The 15702-nt window shown below is 66.2% G+C and carries 17 protein-coding genes and 1 riboswitch; of the genes, 1 reads left to right on the top strand and 16 read right to left on the bottom strand.

Annotated elements, in window-relative coordinates; all coding sequences use genetic code 11:
• Window positions 1-14 precede the first annotated feature (14 nt).
• The 9 genes from FYJ92_RS17555 to FYJ92_RS17515 form a co-directional block, all read right to left on the bottom strand.
• Window positions 15-1223, bottom strand: coding sequence for an O-succinylhomoserine sulfhydrylase (locus FYJ92_RS17555; protein WP_185261843.1), 1209 nt, complete (start codon window positions 1221-1223; stop codon window positions 15-17).
• On the bottom strand, window positions 1220-1633 hold the full coding sequence (locus FYJ92_RS17550; protein WP_185261842.1) for a rhodanese-like domain-containing protein: 414 nt from the start codon (window positions 1631-1633) through the stop codon (window positions 1220-1222). Before FYJ92_RS17550 ends, FYJ92_RS17555 begins: the two co-directional genes overlap by 4 nt.
• Entirely contained in the window at window positions 1630-1887 is a 258-nt protein-coding gene (locus FYJ92_RS17545; protein ID WP_185261841.1) for a DUF1737 domain-containing protein, read from the bottom strand. The genes FYJ92_RS17550 and FYJ92_RS17545 overlap by 4 nt, the downstream gene beginning before the upstream one ends.
• 13 nt (window positions 1888-1900) lie before the next feature.
• A riboswitch (SAM riboswitch) is annotated at window positions 1901-2016 on the bottom strand.
• 974 nt (window positions 2017-2990) lie between these two features.
• The gene (locus tag FYJ92_RS17540; RefSeq protein WP_185261840.1) at window positions 2991-4574 is read right to left on the bottom strand and encodes a long-chain fatty acid--CoA ligase; all 1584 of its coding nucleotides are present in this window, start codon (window positions 4572-4574) and stop codon (window positions 2991-2993) included.
• 47 nt (window positions 4575-4621) lie between these two features.
• Complete coding sequence (locus tag FYJ92_RS17535) at window positions 4622-5887, bottom strand: acetyl-CoA C-acetyltransferase (RefSeq protein WP_185261839.1); 1266 nt, start codon at window positions 5885-5887, stop codon at window positions 4622-4624.
• Window positions 5884-6465: a GNAT family N-acetyltransferase gene (locus FYJ92_RS17530; protein WP_185261838.1), complete on the bottom strand. Its 582-nt coding sequence runs from the start codon at window positions 6463-6465 to the stop codon at window positions 5884-5886. Before FYJ92_RS17530 ends, FYJ92_RS17535 begins: the two co-directional genes overlap by 4 nt.
• A gap of 13 nt (window positions 6466-6478) precedes the next feature.
• The gene (locus FYJ92_RS17525) at window positions 6479-6943 is read right to left on the bottom strand and encodes a pyridoxamine 5'-phosphate oxidase family protein (RefSeq protein ID WP_185261837.1); all 465 of its coding nucleotides are present in this window, start codon (window positions 6941-6943) and stop codon (window positions 6479-6481) included.
• A 48-nt stretch (window positions 6944-6991) separates the two neighbouring features.
• Window positions 6992-7459, bottom strand: a complete 468-nt coding sequence (locus FYJ92_RS17520) for an NUDIX domain-containing protein (RefSeq protein ID WP_185261836.1) — start codon at window positions 7457-7459, stop codon at window positions 6992-6994.
• A gap of 68 nt (window positions 7460-7527) precedes the next feature.
• On the bottom strand, window positions 7528-8469 hold the full coding sequence (locus tag FYJ92_RS17515; RefSeq protein ID WP_185261835.1) for an aminodeoxychorismate lyase: 942 nt from the start codon (window positions 8467-8469) through the stop codon (window positions 7528-7530).
• Between the two features lie 95 nt (window positions 8470-8564).
• On the opposite strand from FYJ92_RS17515, the gene cls reads away from it, so the two are divergent.
• Window positions 8565-10037, top strand: coding sequence for a cardiolipin synthase (cls, locus tag FYJ92_RS17510; protein ID WP_185263864.1), 1473 nt, complete (start codon window positions 8565-8567; stop codon window positions 10035-10037).
• 22 nt (window positions 10038-10059) lie between these two features.
• Here cls and FYJ92_RS17505 read toward each other — a convergent pair whose 3' ends face one another.
• From FYJ92_RS17505 to FYJ92_RS17475, 7 genes are all read right to left on the bottom strand, one after another.
• Complete coding sequence (locus FYJ92_RS17505; protein WP_185261834.1) at window positions 10060-12216, bottom strand: chorismate-binding protein; 2157 nt, start codon at window positions 12214-12216, stop codon at window positions 10060-10062.
• Complete coding sequence (locus FYJ92_RS17500) at window positions 12213-12662, bottom strand: bile acid:sodium symporter family protein (RefSeq protein WP_370526046.1); 450 nt, start codon at window positions 12660-12662, stop codon at window positions 12213-12215. The genes FYJ92_RS17505 and FYJ92_RS17500 overlap by 4 nt, the downstream gene beginning before the upstream one ends.
• A gap of 40 nt (window positions 12663-12702) precedes the next feature.
• Window positions 12703-13326, bottom strand: a complete 624-nt coding sequence (locus FYJ92_RS17495; RefSeq protein ID WP_185261833.1) for a LysE family transporter — start codon at window positions 13324-13326, stop codon at window positions 12703-12705.
• A 63-nt stretch (window positions 13327-13389) separates the two neighbouring features.
• Window positions 13390-13779 (bottom strand): type II toxin-antitoxin system VapC family toxin, encoded by a 390-nt coding sequence (locus FYJ92_RS17490; RefSeq protein ID WP_185261832.1) that lies wholly within the window; start codon window positions 13777-13779, stop codon window positions 13390-13392.
• Complete coding sequence (locus tag FYJ92_RS17485) at window positions 13779-14090, bottom strand: type II toxin-antitoxin system prevent-host-death family antitoxin (protein ID WP_309233242.1); 312 nt, start codon at window positions 14088-14090, stop codon at window positions 13779-13781. Before FYJ92_RS17485 ends, FYJ92_RS17490 begins: the two co-directional genes overlap by 1 nt.
• Before the next feature lie 59 nt (window positions 14091-14149).
• A complete protein-coding gene (locus tag FYJ92_RS17480) occupies window positions 14150-14968 on the bottom strand; it encodes a methyltransferase domain-containing protein (protein ID WP_185261831.1) in 819 nt (272 codons plus the stop codon).
• A 44-nt stretch (window positions 14969-15012) separates the two neighbouring features.
• Window positions 15013-15522: a MarR family winged helix-turn-helix transcriptional regulator gene (locus FYJ92_RS17475; protein WP_185261830.1), complete on the bottom strand. Its 510-nt coding sequence runs from the start codon at window positions 15520-15522 to the stop codon at window positions 15013-15015.
• Between the last annotated feature and the right edge of the window lie 180 nt (window positions 15523-15702).

The raw sequence follows: 15702 nt of genomic DNA, 5'->3' as shown, positions 1-15702 counted from the left end.
GCCGCCGCCTCCGGTCAGATCTGCTTCAGGGCCTGCTCCAGGTCGCCGATGAGGTCGTCCACGTCCTCCAGGCCTACGGACAGCCGCACCACACCGTCGCTGAGCCCGATGGCGGCGCGGCCTTCGGGGCCCATGGCGCGGTGCGTGGTGGTGGCCGGATGGGTGATGAGGGACTTGGAATCGCCCAGGTTGTTGGAGATGTCGATGATCCGCAAGGCGTCCAGCAGCCCAAACGCGGCTTCTTTGCCCGAGCGGCCATCCGTCGTCGCAAGTTCCAGCGTGAGGACGGTGCCGCCGGCCTTCATCTGCTTGGCGGCAAGTTCGTACTGCGGGTGGGACTTGAGCAGCGGGTACTTGACCCAGCTGACGGCCGGCTGCTTTTCGAGCCATTCCGCCAGCCGCAGAGCGGACGCGGACGAGTGGTTCACGCGCAGCGCCATGGTCTCCAGGCCTTTGGTCAGCACCCAGGCGTTGAACGCGGAGAGGGCCGGGCCGGTGTGCCGCATGAGCTGCTTGACCGGGCCGTCGATGAACTCCTTGGTGCCCAGGATGGCACCGCCCAGGACGCGTCCCTGGCCGTCGATGTGCTTGGTGCCGGAGTACACAATCACGTCCGCGCCCAGCTGGCCGCAGCGCTGCAGCAGGGGAGTGGCGAAGACGTTGTCGACGACGACGGTGGCCCCGGCGGCGTGCGCCAGTTCGCTGACCGCGGCGATGTCCACGATTTCCTGCATCGGGTTGGATGGCGATTCGAAGAACACTGCGGTGGTGGGTTCCGACAGTGCAGCAGCCCACTGTTCGAGGTCCGGGCCGTCAACGAACACGGTTTCCACGCCCCAGCGCGGCAGGATCTCGTTCAGGATCACAAAACAGGAGCCGAACAGTGAACGCGCGGCAACCACCCGGTCGCCGGCCGCCAGCAGGGCGCCCAGGGCGGTGAAGACCGCTGACATGCCAGATGCCGTCGCAAAGCACGCTTCGGTGCCTTCGAGCAGGCGAAGGCGTTCCTGGAAGGTGGCCACGGACGGGTTGCCGTACCGGGAGTAGACGAAGCGTTCGTCCTCGCCGGTGAAGGCGCGCTCGGCGGCGGCAGCGGACTCGTAGACGAAGCCGGAGTTCAGGAAGACCGGCTCGGTGGTCTCCTGGAAGTTGGTGCGGTTCAGCCCGCCGCGGACGGCCTGCGTTTCGGCGCTCCAGCCGGCGGCGTCTTCGTTGAAGGTCACTTCGTTATTCCCAGGTTGGTGGGGAGGCCGCGGTTTTTCCAGCCGTTGACGGTGCGCTCGCCGTAGCGGTCCGGCTCGCCTTCGAAACCCTCCAGGACGTTGTAGGAGGTGAAGCCGGCCTGCGTCGCGGCGATGGCGGCGGCGATGGAGCGCTGGCCCGAGCGGCAGAGGAACACCAGTTCGGCGCCGTCGTCCTCCGGTGCCTGCTGTGTCAGGTCGGTGATGAAATCCGAGTTGGGGATGCCGCCGGGGAAGGTCCACGGGATGAACAGGGGATCGTTGTCCGTGGCCTTGGTGTCGGGGATGCCGATGTGGGCCCATTCGCCTTCGGTCCGGACGTCCACCAGGATGGCGCCCTGCTCCAGCTTGGCCCAGGCTTCCTGCGGGGTGAGGTCTCCGGCGTAGCTCACGCGTGGCCCTCGCCGTCGAAATCGAGGTCTTCCACGGCAGAGGCGACGGCGGCATCGGCGGTGGCGATGGCCGACGGGAGGATGAGTGCCTGCGCAACGATCACAACACCTCCGTTGGACGTCGCGGCCGGGCTGCCGTGCAGGACATACCCTTCGGCCAGGGCAGTGGAAATCCGTTCACAGAAAGACCTGTCGTCCGGCCCGGTGACAAGCCGGTACGACAGTTTCTTTTCAGGGGCGGGGGCGTCAGACACGACGGAACTCCTTCTTTCACGCTTGCAGCTCGAATGGGTCGATATGCCGAGTATTCACCTGAGGCACCCCGCCGCGAAAGGGAGGGTTGCCGACCGGCCAGTCAGGGCTTGGCGCCGGTTCTCATTACTCCCCAAAAACGTAACACTCGCCCCGCCCCGCCGCACCGCCGCCGTCGTCATGTTCCGTAACCAACGCGTGTTTCCGTAACCCCGGCGCTGACGGGACAACCGAGTGGGGGCGGGACCGCAGACCCTCGTCGGGGTCGCCCGTGCGCAGCGTCTGATGCCGCTGGTGGTCCTGGGACCTGGGACCTGGGACCTGAGGCCAAGCATGGCTGAACCGGACCCAAAGGTGAGGCAGACAGAGTTTGCAAAGGCGCCGGCCGCCGCCCGCGCCGCCAACACAGTCCCGGAGCGACGCCGGCTCTGCTGGGCCATGACATTTCCATCCCCTTCCGGTCCTCGGAAACCATCGCTATCCGGCAGTTCCTGGACCAGGCTGCAGCCCTGGGCTCCCATGCCATGCTCACCGTCAAACCCACGGTTCCGCTGCAGCAGATCGACGACGACGCCGCCCAGTCATTTGCCGCCGAGATCACCAGGATTTCGGCGGGCTTCCGGGGCTGGGGCGGGACTACCGCTTTGCCCTGTCGGACACCAACGGCGACGGCATCTGGGACGGCACCGATGCCGCTTACGCGCCGTACTCTCCCGGGGAAGACGCCGTGGAATGGTTAGGGCTGTCGGCCTACCATGACGACACCGCCGGAACGGCAGCCGTCAACACCGTGGCTGCCCCCGGGGAACTGGCCGGGATGCTGACCGGAGCAGGCAAACGAGGACTTCTACGCCACCTACGTGGCGCAACGGGACAAGCCGTTCCTCCTGCAGACTGAAGTCTGCTACAGCCCCGCAGCCGACGTGGCCGCAGCGGCAAGTGCCCGGCTGGACGCGTCCGGCCTCATGACGGGTCCGGTCAGCGAACCATCCCGGCGCTGCAGCAGGGCGCCATTCTCCTCAACACGGCTGCCTACGCCGTGATCCTGGGGCTCCTGTGGGTCATGGTCCGGACGCGTTTCCTGTTCCGCATCATTCCCGCCTGATCACCCTGTTGGAGTATCGGCGGCGCTGTACCGGGCGGTGAGTTCGCGCTTGAGGACCTTGCCGCTGGGGCCGGTGGGGAATTCGGTGACTAGGGTAATGATCCGCGGATACTTATAGGCCGCCAATTCCGCGGCGGCGAAGTCCCGCAACTCATCAACGGTGGCGCTGCTGCCCGGATTGAGGACGACGGCGGCCGCCACCTCCTGCCCGTGGGTTTCGTCGGGGACGCCATAGACGGCAACGCTCAGGACTGCATCGTGCCGGCTGAGGACTTCCTCTACCTCGCGCGGGTAGACGTTAAAGCCGTTCCGGATGATCATCTCCTTCTTCCGGTCCAGGATCCGGAGGTAGCCGTCCCCGTCCTTGGTGCCCAGGTCGCCGGTCCGGAACCAACCGTCCACCACAGCCTCTGCGGTGGCTTCGGGCCGGTTGAGGTAGCCCGTGAAGAGGTTGTGCCCCCGGACCACCAGCTCGCCTAACTCGCCCGTGGGCTGCAGCTCGATGGCATCCTGGACGTCCGCGCGGGCGATCTCCACCTGGACTCCCCAAATGGCCTGGCCTACCGTTCCGGGCCGCGGCGCTTTGCCTACATGGTTGAAGGTGGCAACCGGGGACGTCTCGGTCAGGCCGTAGCCTTCGTAAATGTCCGAGCCGAATTCCGTCTTGAACCTGTCCATCACCGCCACAGGCAGGGACGCGCCGCCGGAGATGCAGTAGCGCAGGGCGTTGGACCGGCCGGTGTTGGTGCGGGCGGCTTCGAGCATGGCGATGTACATGGTGGGCACGCCGAAGAAGACGTTGATGTTGTGCCGGGCGAGGGCATCCAGGGCTGCATCCCCGCTGAACTTGGGCAGCATCACGATGGTGGCCCCCGCCCGCAGCCCGGTGTTGAGTACGCACGTCTGGCCGAAGGTGTGGAACATCGGCAGTCCTCCGAAGATGACGTCACCGCGGCGGAGGTCAAACGTGCTGGTCAGCAGCGTATTGGTCTGTTCCACAATGGCGAAGTGGCTGCCCAAGGCGCCCTTGGGCTGGCCGGTGGTCCCGGATGTGTACAGAATCGTGGCCGTCTCGAAGGGCCGCAGCGGCAGCCAGGTGCTGATGGGCTCGGCGCCTGCCGCTTCGGTCTCCAGCCGGGCGGCACCTTCGGGCCCCTCCGGCACCAGGACGGTGACGGCGTCGATGCCCGCGGCCGCGGCGCCTTTGGCACCTTCCTCAAGGAGCGGTCCGGCGCAGACGAGCAGCTGCGCGCCGCTGTCGCGCAGCATGTACTCGATCTCCCTGCCCTTCAGCAGCGCATGCAACGGCACCACCACGCCGCCCAGCGCGAGGACCGCGTAGTAGACCCGGGCGAAATCAGCAACATTGGGCATCAGCAGGGCCACGCGGCTGGCGTGCCCCACGCCACGGTCCCGCAACGCACCGGCATATGCGCGCGTCTGTTCCCAGAGTTCGCTGTAGGTCACCCGCTCCTCGCCCACCACAAGGGCCTCGGAGTCCGGAAAGCGGGCGGCTGATTCAGCCAGGATTGCGGCAACGGAGATGGTCCCGAAACCCTCTTCGGCGGTAGGTGAAGTGTTCATGGTGTCCTGTCCCGCTAGTGGAGTGGTTGACAGCAACGCGGGGTCACTTAGCGCCCGTCCAAAGCCTCCGCATGGGCGTTAAGTGACCCCGCGTTGCTTTGGAGGAGGGGTGTGGGTCGGGCTTTGAGGATCAGGGCGTCGCCCTGGCCACCGCCGCCGCACAAGGCAACCACGCCCGTCCCGCCGCCGCGCCGGTTCAGCGCCAGTGCCTGATGCAGGACCAGGCGGGCCCCCGATGCGCCCACCGGGTGGCCCAAGGCGATGGCGCCGCCGTCGGCGTTGATCCTGTCCGCGTCGATCCCCAGGTCCTTGGCTGACTGCAGTACCACCGACGCGAAGGCTTCGTTGATCTCAATCAGGTCCACGTTGTCAATGCTCAGCCCTTCAAGTTTCAGGGCCTGTTCAATGGCGCGGGACGGCTGGGAATGCAGGGACCCGTCCGGTCCGGCGGTCTGGCCGTGGCTACCGATCTCCGCGATCCAGCTAAGGCCGGCCGCTTCCGCTGCTGACTTGCTGGCCACCACAACGGCGGCCGCGCCGTCGGACAGTGGGGAGGCCGAACCGGCGGTGATGGTGGCCGCCGGATCCTTGGAGAAGGCGGGTTTCAGTGCCGCCAGCGTCTCGATGGTGGTGCCGGCGCGGATGCCTTCGTCGGCATCAATCACGACGGCGGGTCCCCGGCGCTGCGGGACCTCCACCGGGGCGATCTCTTCGGCCAGGATGCCTGCGGCCCGGGCGGCCTCCGCCCGCTGGTGGGAGAGGGCGGCGACGGCGTCCTGGTCCTCGCGGCTGATGCCCAGGCGGGTGTTCCCGGCGTCGGTGGCGGATCCCATCAGTTCGCCGGAGACAGGGTCCTGCAGGCCGTCAAAGTTCAGGGAATCCAGCAACGGCGCATCGCCGATCGCAACGCCGCCGCGAAGCCGGGGCAGCAGGTGCGGGGCGTTGGTCATGGATTCCTGGCCCGCCGCCACAATGAAATCAGCCTCGCCGGCGCGGATCATCCGGGCGGCATCGATCACGGCGGTCAGCCCGGACAGGCACAGTTTGTTGATGGTCACGGTGGGCACGTCCCAGCCGATGCCGGCGGCAAGGCTGGCCTGCCTGGCGGGTCCCTGGCCCGCGCCCGCCTGGATGACCTGGCCCACGATGACGGCCTGGACCTGTTCCGGCGCCACCCCGGACCGTTCCAGTGCGTTCCGGATGGCGTGGGCGCCCAGTTCGCTGGAGGTGAGCCCGGAGAGGGCGCCGCGGAACTTGCCGAAGGGAGTGCGTGCGCCGCCCAGGATGACGGGGATAGGAGAGTCGTTACTCATGGGGTGCCTTTCGCGGTGGGCTCATTGTGGAGCAGCAGTTGGTGGAGCAGGTGGTCCTGCCAGCGGCCGGCAATTTTCAGGTATTGCGGCGCTACGCCGATTTCCCGAAAGCCGGCGCGCCCGAGGATTTTGCGTGAGGGCTCATTGTGGAGCAGCGTTGCCGCCTGGATGCGGTGGAGGCCCAGCTCCGTCCGGGCATGGTCCGTGGCAAAGCGGACAGCCGCAGATCCGATGCCCCGCCGGTTGAGGCTGGAATCAACCCAGTACCCGAGGTTGGCGTTGAGGAACGGCCCACGGGCGATGCCGGTGAGGGTGACGGCGCCGAGGATGTAAGCGGGATCATCGTGGCCCACCAGCACCCACGGAACTTCCTGGCCCGTTGAATGCTGGACGAGCTTGGCCCGGATGATGTCCAGTTGATGCCGGGGAGTGAAGAAGGCTTCGTCCCGCTCCGGTTCCCAATGCGCGAGGTGCTGGCGGTTCCGGCGGTAGGCCTCGCTCAGGCCGGCGGCATCGTTACGCCGGAGCAGCCGGATCCGGACCCCAGGGACAAGCGGAGCGGCTGCTTCGCCGTCCATAAGGTCACCCGCGCTACTCGAAGGAAGCACGACGGCGGTCCGCCAACCGGGTGTTCCAGACGTCCGGTTTGGTGACCCGGAAACGACGGCCGGTCAGTGCAAAGGGGGTCAGCCGGATGTAGTAGTCCTTGGGCCCGGGCTGCCAGGGCTCCAGATGCAGGGCGTCAACGGCGTCCTTGTCGGCCTGGGCCTCGATCACTGCGGTGTCTCCGCGCACCACCACGCTCCAGGCGATCTCCGTGCGGGGATCGTATCCGTCGATCTCCAGCGCCGCGGCACGGTCCGCCTGCGCGCCCCAGAGTTTGGAGCCACCGGCGCTGCGGAAGACGATGCTCCTGCGGTCCAGCACGTAGTTGACCGGAAAGATCTCCGGATGGCCGTCCACTACCAGGGCCAGGCGCCCCAGTATGTCATCGGCCAGCAACTCCCAGCATTCGTCGAACGTCAATGTGTTGGTCGGCTCCGTGTGAGAGTTCATGCACCAAACCATACGGACCCGCGCGACGGACCAACAGGGCGGTTCAATTCAGTGCCGTTCAAGACGGTGCAGCACTGCGTCCAGGATCGGCAGCTGGCCCTTGACCAGCTTGCCGCGGGCATCGGTCTCCGTCACCCACCGGGCGTCGTCCACCTCGGGAAAGTCCTGGATGATGCCGGATCCTCTGGGCCACTCCAGCGGAAAGGTGTTGCTCACAATCCCATCCGGCTGGAAGTCAGACTCTGCCGCAAACACCGTAATGACCTTTCCCGACGGTTGCCGGAAAGCCCCCACCTCAAAATAGTCAACGGCCGGCGGCGGCGTGCCGATCTCTTCGGCGAATTCCCGAAGGGCGGCCAGCAGGGGTTCCTCATCGGGAAGGTATTCGCCCTTGGGAACGGACCACGACTGCGTCTGTTTGCGAGCCCAGAACGGTCCGCCCATGTGCGCTATCCATACTTCCGGCCCGTCTGCTCCCCGCCGGTACAGCAGGATCCCCGCACTGCGAACCGCCATGGCCTCAGGCCTCCCTGCTGAACGTCGGAAAACTGCTGGATCCCGGAAAACTGTTGAATCCCAACGAACTACTGAACCCCGGCAAACAATGCGTTGAGTTCGGCCGTCAGCTGCTTCTGCAGGGCAGGGGTTCCCACTTCCTTGCCGTCAATGTGGTTCACCGGCGCGAGCAGCCTGATGCTGGAAATCAGCCATACGGCGTCGGCATCCAGCAGGTCCTGTGGTTCCAGCGGACCATACCCGAGCTCCCACCCGGCCGCCTTGGCCGCCGCGAAAAGGGCACCCTGGGAGGTCCCGGGGAGGATCCCGCTGTCCAGCTGCGGAGTGATGAGCCGGCGCACCGTGCGGGTGGCGCCGGCGCCGTCGTCGGACGTTTCCAGATGTGCCAGCAGCACAGTGGACGTGGGGCCTTCCAGGACCCTGCCGTCCGAGGACGTGAAGATGACGTCGTCGGCGCCCTGTTTGTGGGCGTACCGCAGGGCGGCCATGTTCGTGGCATAGGACAGGGTCTTGGCGCCGAGCAGCAGCCACGGGGCACGCTCAGCCACGTCGCTGTCGTAGCCGCGGTCCAGGAGGATGACGTCGATCCCGGTTTCGCGCTGCCGGCGGCCGAGGGCGCCCACCGGGGAGACCTGGACCCAGCACGTAGGAGACTCCGCGCCTTCCGGGCCACGGGTGACCACAAGTTTCACCACCACCTCGTCCTCCGCTGGCGAGGGAGCAGGGTGCTGGTTACGGTGCTCCGCGACGCCCGCGGAGATGGCTGCCCGCCACACGTCCTGCGCCGGAATCAGCAGGTCAAGGGCCTGGGCCGACCCCGCCAGCCGGTCCAGATGCGCCTGCTGCTTCCGGACTGCGCCGCCCACCGCGAGCATGGATTCGAACACGCCATCGCCGCGGGTGGCGCCCTGGTCCGTGGCCATCAGCTGGGGCTGTGAAGCGTCGGCCAGCCGGCCGTCCGGGAACGCGGGGTCAAGGAAAACGAGCACCACGGGCGCAGGAGATGTCATGGCTCCAGCTTAGTAGGGCCCGCCGCGGCTAAGATGTGGTCATTGCCCCGCCGGAACCGGTCCGCGGGTGCGCGCAAACCGGGGGTATTCCAGTGCTGTGGCCAATTTCGCTTGCCGGTACCGCACCGACGTGGGTGGTGGTGGTGCTCAGCATTGCAGACCTGGTGATCCGGGTCGTCGCCGTCGGCATCATTCCCGGCAACAGGCGCCCCACAACGGCCATGGCCTGGCTGCTGGGCATCTTTTTTGTGCCGTTCCTGGGCCTGATCCTTTTCCTTCTCTTCGGAAACTTCAGGCTCTCCAGCCGCCGCCGCCAGCAGCAGGAGATCATCAACACCCGCGTGCGGTCCGGCATCTCGGCTCTCGCCGACGTCGTCAGTGAATACCCTGGGCCCGAATGGGTGAAGTCCGCCGGTGAATTGAACCGGCGGCTCGGCTCCCTCCCCATGGTGGATGGCAACACCGTGGACCTCATCCCCGGCTACCCGGACTCGATCCTGGCCATGACCGAGGCTGTGCGCAAGGCCAAGTACTTCGTTAACGCCGAGTTCTACATCATGAGTACGGACCACGTCACCGATGACCTGCTGACCGCCCTCGAGGAGGCTGCCGAGCGCGGCGTGGAAGTCAGGGTGCTGTTCGACCACATCGGCACGCTCCGGGTCAAGGGTTACCGCAACTTCCTTAAGCGGCTGAGGGCCGGGAAGATCCAGTGGAAGCGGATGCTCCCGCTGCTGCCCACCCACGGCCAGTGGCGGCGCCCGGACCTCCGCAACCACCGGAAGATCATGGTGATCGACGGCGAACTCGCCTTCACAGGGTCGCAGAATCTGATCGAGCCTTCCTACAACAACCCCAAACACCGCAAGGCCGGCCGCGAATGGGTGGAGCTGATGGCCTGCCTGCGCGGACCGATCGTCACCACACTCAACGTTGTTTTCGCCACGGACTGGCTGAGCGAAACCGACGAGTCGCTGGAACATCAGCTGCAGCTCCCGGCCAACCCCGAACCGGGCAACGTCACGGCCCAGGTGGTGCCCAGCGGCCCCGGGTTCATCACCGAAAACAACCTGCGCCTCTTCAACACCCTGATCTACTCTGCGCAGCACCGGATCTCCATCTGCAGCCCGTATTTTGTGCCCGACGATTCCCTGCTCTACGCCATCACCACAGCGGCCCAGCGGGGCGTGGACGTGGAGTTGTTCGTCTCCGAGAAGGGCGATCAGTTCCTGGTCCACCACGCCCAGCGCTCCTATTACGAGGCGCTGTTGGAGGCAGGCGTCCGGATCTACCTCTACAAAGCGCCCTTCGTGCTCCACGCCAAGCACTTCACCATCGACGACGAAGTGGCGGTCCTGGGCTCCAGCAACATGGACATGCGCTCCTTCTCGCTGAACATGGAGGTCTCGGTGATGCTGCTCGGCGCGGAGATCGTGAACAATATGCGCGCGGTCGAAGACACGTACCGCGACATTTCCAACGAACTCATGCTTGAGGACTGGCTTCAGCGCCCCCTCGCGGCCCGGTACATCGACAACGTGGCCCGGCTGACGGCTACCGTCCAGTAAGCCTGCCAGTCACCAGACCTGCCTAGCCGCCGGGAAAGTCCGCACCCAGCGCGGACAGCACACCGTGCGCCTTCACCCGGATTTCGTCGTACTCCTCGTCAGGTACCGAGTCGGCAGTGATGGCACCGCCGATGCCGAGGGTGAGATCCGCCGTCGCCCCTTGTTCGCCGCCGTCACCACCGGGCTGCGCCGTGGTGACCAAAGTACGGATCGCCACCGCCAGGTCCGTGGCCCCGTTGAGCGAAAAATAGCCGATCGCGCCGGAATACAGGCCCCGTGGGCCTTCCTCCAGCCGGTCCAGGATTGCCATGGTGCTGATTTTCGGAGCGCCGGTCATGGAGCCGGCAGGGAAACATGCGGCCACCGCCTCGGCTCGCGGCGCTCCGGGCAGGAGCTGCGCATCGATGGTGCTGACCATCTGGTGGACGGTGGCGTAGCTTTCGATCTCGCACAGCCTGCTGACTGTCACCGATCCGGGCTCAGCGAAGTGGCTAAGGTCGTTCCGCAGCAGGTCCACAATCATGATGTTTTCCGCACGGTCCTTCAGCGAGGCCGCCAGGTTCTCCCGCAGTTGCCTGTCACGCTCCGGATCAGCACCCCGGCGGCGGGTGCCCTTGATCGGTTCGGCGCGCATGCCGCCGTCGGACGTTATCCTCAGGAACCGCTCAGGCGACGTACTGGCCACCGTCAGCCCGCCGAACCGCAGGTAGCTGGCGAACGGCGCCGGGTTCTTCCGCCGCAGCGCGAGGTACGTGGGCCAGGGGGCCGCCGCGGCGGCGGGCAGCCGGGCCGTGAGCGTGGTGGTCAGGCACACCTCGTAGGAGTTGCCCTCATGGATTTGGTGCTGGGCAGCCTCGATTTTGGCCAGGTAGGAGCGCTCCGTGTCGCGGCTGCTGAATGCGGGCCCAACGGGACGCACGACGACGTTGCTGCCGCCGGCGTGCGTGCTTTGAGCGCCTGAGCCCGGGGTGCTTGGGGAGCCGGCGGCGACGGCGGCGCGGGCGGCGGTCAGCCAACTGTCGGCGTCGGGCGCTTCCAGCGCCAGGAGCCAGGCCGTTCCTTCAACGTGGTCCAGAACGACGGCGCGGCCCGCGAAGATCAGGGCCGCGTCGGGAGTCGGCGCCGCTACGTCCGTCCCTCCGGTTTCGCGCTTGAGCTCATAGCCCAGGCAGCCCAGCCAGCCCAGGGTGAAGTCGCCCGGGTAGCCCTCCGGAGCGCGGACCGCCCGGCGTCCCCAGACGGTGTCCAGCCAGCGGAAGAACGGTCCCGGCACGCGCGCCGTGGCGGAGCCTGCCGTGATGACGCTTTCGCCGGACCTGTGCGTGACCGCCTGACCGTACGTTCCGCCGTCGTCCGCGAGGATGCTGAAGCGGTTGCGTTCGGTGGCCGGCGACTGCGCTGGCGATTGTTCGGGGGGTGACCCGGCGGACGCGCTCGCGGAGCCTGTGTAGGAGATGTCTGTGTTGGCGATGCCCGCATTGGAGGAGTCCAGCCAGGCGGCGTTCGCTGAGCCGCCGTAAAGGTTCTCGAAGAGGGCCGCGGCGTCAGGCCTGGCGTCCAGCCGTTCTGCACGCAGCCTGAGGCCGCGGCGGGAGGCAAGCTCGGGAACAAGCGCCGGACCGAGGGCGGGCAGGTACGCGAGGGCCTGCATGACGTCGGCGGTGGCGGAACCATCGGCATTGTTGAGGACGCGGATATCGGCTTGGCGGAGGACGTCGTCGGCGGCGAGCCACGCGTTTTCCTGTTCGGCCCATTGGTCCCAAAACGGCTCATACGTCCCGCCGTCGCGGTCCAGGGCCCGCTTCCGGCGGATGTCGTCCGGCGAGTCGGCCCAGATGACAGCGCTGAGCATGGGCCTGGCGTCGGCGGCGGCCGCCCCCACTCCCTCAATGATCACGATCTCGGCGGGCAGCGTGACCCGGGTGTCGCCGTCGTAATGACTGTCCCAGTCCCAGCTGGTCCAGGTGGCGGGCTCGGCGCGGCTCAAGGGTCTGAGCACGGTGGAAATGTAGCGCTCGATGCCCGCGGTGAGGCCATTCCAGCCCGGGTAGATGTCCTCAAGGTGGAACAGCGCGACTTTGTGATGGTTCCGTAGCTGCGCAGCGAGTTCGATGGCCAGAGTGGTTTTGCCTGCGCCGGATCGCCCGTCAATGGCGATGATCACAGGTGCGGGGGTCATGAAATAGAGCGTACCTGCTGCTGCTGCATCAGCCGCTGTCGCGGCGCCGCCTGGCGGAGGACGGTGCGGACGTGCGCGGTGATCGAAGCTGCCTCAAGCAGCCCTTGCTGGTCGTCCCGCAGCGGGCGCCGCGGCAGCAGCCCGGCAATGACTGGCAGGAGCACCGTCTTGACGATGTCCAGAACCATGCTCCCGGCGTCGATTTCCAGGAATGATCCGGCCAGGAACAGGAACAGGAACAGGACCAGCAGCGGCGTAACCACCGGTGCGATCAGGGTGGATACCGAGGCGACGGCTACCGACAGGGCCACGTCCCCCTTGGCCAGGAACGCCATCACGTTCGAGGCTGTGCCCGGTGGTGGAGAGCCCACCAGGATCAGACCTACGGGGCAAGCTCCGGCGAAAGCTGGAGCCCCTACGGCACTCAGCCAGCCCGCGCCGGGCATGATGGCCGGGCTACCGGGTGATCAGCCCCAGTGGCCAGGCCTAGTGGATCAGGGCGAGGAGAATTCCCACCCCCACAAAGAGCACCCCGAAGATCCGGCTGAGGATCTTCTGGCCGCGGGCGTTGTGCGTGAAGCGCTGGAAGGATTTGGCGGCAAAAGCGAAGAAGAACCACATGACCAGGATGTCGATCACCACCACGGTGGCCGTGAGCACAAGATACTGGGGCAGGAGGGGCTGTTCCGGGCGGATGAACTGTGGCATAAACGCGAGGAAGAAAACGATGGCCTTCGGATTGAGCAGGTTGACCCAGAGGCCGCGCCGGAACATTGACCAGGCGGGCTCATTCCGGAGGGCGTCGGCCTGTTCCTGGTCCAGTTCCGGTTTGCTCAGGAACTGGCGGATACCCAGGTACACCAGGTAAGCGGCGCCGGCGTAGCGGATCACGTTGAAGGCCACCGGGGAGCTGGCCACCAGCACGCCGACGCCCAACGCCACGATCACCACGTGGACAACCAGCGCTGCCTGCTGGCCAAGGATCCCCCAGATGGAGCGGCGGAACCCGGACGTCAGCGAGTTGCTCATGGTGTTGATGGCACCGGCGCCCGGCGTGAAACTGATCAGGAGACCGGCGCCCGCGAGGGCGAGCCAAAGGGAGAATTGCACCTGCCAAGTTTAGTGCCGTCAGCACCGCAAGAATGGCACCCTCACCACAAGTGAGTGCCGCCCTCACCACAGTGTGGTCACGGGCTCAAAGGCGTGAAGATGCTGATCTGCCGTCACCAGCGTCAGTCCTTCCACCATGGCTTGCGCAGCCAGGATCCGGTCAAAGGGGTCCTTGTGTTCCCATTCCAGCTGACCGGCGGCCAACGCATGCGGAGCGGAGATGGCCAGCTCTGAGGCGTACAGGTGGGCCACCTGCCGTCCGAAGCTTGCCACTATCGCCGCCCCCGACGGCAGCTTGCCTTGATGGTGTTTGTATGACAGTTCGTAGGCGGTCATGGGCGAGACATAGACCGAGTTCTCTAGCTTAGTGATGGCGTTCCTGGCTTTGGTGGACAGTTTCCTGGGTTCGGCGAGGGCCCACAGGAAAACATGGGTGTCCAGGAGCAGGCGCATCAATGATCGCCACCCGTCACTACACCCATTTCCTCGTCGGTCCACGGCTCGTAGAACCCGTCAGGGATCTGGAGGGGCGCCAGGAAGCCCAGTTCGCGTTTGAGCGGGCGCTCGATTTTCACCAGCCGGGCCACCGGGCGGCCTGCCTTGGCAATGACCACATCCTCGCCGTTTTCAACAAGATTTAACAGCTCAGAGAGGCGCGTTTTTGCCTCCTGGACGTTGTATTGTCCCATGTTGACCAAGTCTAGTTGGTCAACCTCGGCGGTGTAAGGCTCTGCCCAGTATTCGTTCTCTCCGCAATAGCTCATGTGCCGACGCTATTGCGGCCAGAGCGGGGTGGATAGGCGTTGTTATGCCTATGTGGAAATCATGCCCGGGCGATTACCTCACCGTTCGGGATCAGGAACCAGCCGTCGTCGGTGGAGCCCCAACGGTGCCAGCCAGCGGAAATCCTGGCCAGGTCCGCCGGATTGGCGAAGCCGTATTCAAGGGCCTGCTCCGCGAAGGCCGAATGCAGCACCCGTTCACCCCAGACCCTGGCCTGCCATCTCCGCTGTTGCCCGGTGGCATACAGCCAGTTGCTGCTGGTGGGCGCCACGTCGCCGAAGCCCGCGGACTGGACCCAGGATACGAGCCGGCGGCCGGCGTCAGGCTCGGCTCCGTTGCGGCGGGCGATCCGCTGGTACAGGTCCATCCATTCGTCCAGCTCAGGGATGGCCGGGTACCAGCTCATGCCGTGGAAGTCGGCGTCGCGCACTGCCACAATGCCGCCCGGTTTCGCCACCCGGCGCATCTCGCGCAACGCCTCCACAGGATCGGTGAGGTGCTGGAGCACCTGGTGGGCATGCACGACGTCGAACGTTTCGTCCTCGAAGTCGAGGTCATAGATGTTGCCGGCCAAGAATTCCGCATTGGCCACGCCGCGCTCGGCGGCCAGTGCCGTGGCCTGGGCGATGATGTTCGGTGACCGGTCCAGGCCGGTGACTTTTCCTGGCGACACCAGCCCCGCGAAATCGCAGGTGATGCTCCCAGGGCCGCAGCCGACGTCGAGCACTGAAACCCCGGGCGTGAGGTGGGGAATGACAAAGGCCGCGGAGTTCTCCGCGGTCCTGGAGGCGTGGGCGCGGACCACAGAATCGTGGTGGCCGTGCGTGTACACATCGTCGTCAGGCTGCTGCGCGCTCATAGTGAAACGCTACCCCTCCCCAATGGAAAACGGACGGAACCTTCCTACTTGGCGGGGGCGGCGGGGCCGCCGCCGGCCGCCTCCTCACGGGCCGCGACGGTGGCCTCCACCATGGCGGTCATGAATCGCGTGACGAGCTCCAGTTCGGCGGGCGAGAAGTCCGCCATGGCGGTACCCATGTGGCGCGACAGCGGCATGAACATGGCACTGCCGTCCTGGAACGCCTTCGGTGTCATGCGGAGCTGGACCTGCCGCCGGTCCGGGCCGAGACGCTCTCTGACCACGTGCCCCGAACTGTCCAGCCGGTCGATGAGGGCGGTGGTGGCGGGGGAGCTGAGGTTGAGTTCTTTGCGCAGGATGCCCGGCGTGACCACCAGGCCCTTGGCGGTGTGCCGCATGATCGCCGCCAGCGCATTGAGGTCCGTGCGGTGCATGTCGTTGCGGCCGCCGGCGGTGTCCACGTAGCGGTTGGCCTCCAGGGTGAAGTCCTGGAGCAGGCGGACAAGGGCAAAGGGCGCGGAGTTCGGTGGGCGCTGGAACGATTCGTCCGTCATATCCGGCCCTCCTCCACTCGCTTGCCTGGTGCCCGTGAACTTGCCTGGTGCCCTGACGGATATTACTGCAGCGATGCCAGCTGATTGGTGTAGAACAAAAAATCCCGGGTATTTATCTCTATCTTAGAGATACTCTATTATGGACACAAGCTTACCCGGCCACCCTAGGTGAAGTAGGAA

It is taken from the genome of Pseudarthrobacter sp. NBSH8 (genome assembly GCF_014217545.1).
Classification (GTDB): Bacteria; Actinomycetota; Actinomycetes; order Actinomycetales; family Micrococcaceae; genus Arthrobacter.
The sequence above is the reverse complement of the archived record's forward strand: the minus strand, read 5'-3'. Positions and strand labels throughout refer to the sequence as shown.

What these genes read in the sequence shown, in the direction of transcription:
- FYJ92_RS17540 (WP_185261840.1), bottom strand. Translation starts at nt 4,574, where the DNA reads ATGAACACTTCACCTACCGCCGAAGAGGGTTTCGGGACCATCTCCGTT.
- FYJ92_RS17535 (WP_185261839.1), bottom strand. Translation starts at nt 5,887, where the DNA reads ATGAGTAACGACTCTCCTATCCCCGTCATCCTGGGCGGCGCACGCACT.
- FYJ92_RS17530 (WP_185261838.1), bottom strand. Translation starts at nt 6,465, where the DNA reads ATGGACGGCGAAGCAGCCGCTCCGCTTGTCCCTGGGGTCCGGATCCGG.
- FYJ92_RS17525 (WP_185261837.1), bottom strand. Translation starts at nt 6,943, where the DNA reads ATGAACTCTCACACGGAGCCGACCAACACATTGACGTTCGACGAATGC.
- FYJ92_RS17520 (WP_185261836.1), bottom strand. Translation starts at nt 7,459, where the DNA reads ATGGCGGTTCGCAGTGCGGGGATCCTGCTGTACCGGCGGGGAGCAGAC.
- FYJ92_RS17515 (WP_185261835.1), bottom strand. Translation starts at nt 8,469, where the DNA reads ATGACATCTCCTGCGCCCGTGGTGCTCGTTTTCCTTGACCCCGCGTTC.
- FYJ92_RS17505 (WP_185261834.1), bottom strand. Translation starts at nt 12,216, where the DNA reads ATGACCCCCGCACCTGTGATCATCGCCATTGACGGGCGATCCGGCGCA.
- FYJ92_RS17500 (WP_370526046.1), bottom strand. Translation starts at nt 12,662, where the DNA reads ATGCCCGGCGCGGGCTGGCTGAGTGCCGTAGGGGCTCCAGCTTTCGCC.
- FYJ92_RS17490 (WP_185261832.1), bottom strand. Translation starts at nt 13,779, where the DNA reads ATGCGCCTGCTCCTGGACACCCATGTTTTCCTGTGGGCCCTCGCCGAA.
- FYJ92_RS17485 (WP_309233242.1), bottom strand. Translation starts at nt 14,090, where the DNA reads ATGAGCTATTGCGGAGAGAACGAATACTGGGCAGAGCCTTACACCGCC.
- FYJ92_RS17480 (WP_185261831.1), bottom strand. Translation starts at nt 14,968, where the DNA reads ATGAGCGCGCAGCAGCCTGACGACGATGTGTACACGCACGGCCACCAC.
- FYJ92_RS17475 (WP_185261830.1), bottom strand. Translation starts at nt 15,522, where the DNA reads ATGACGGACGAATCGTTCCAGCGCCCACCGAACTCCGCGCCCTTTGCC.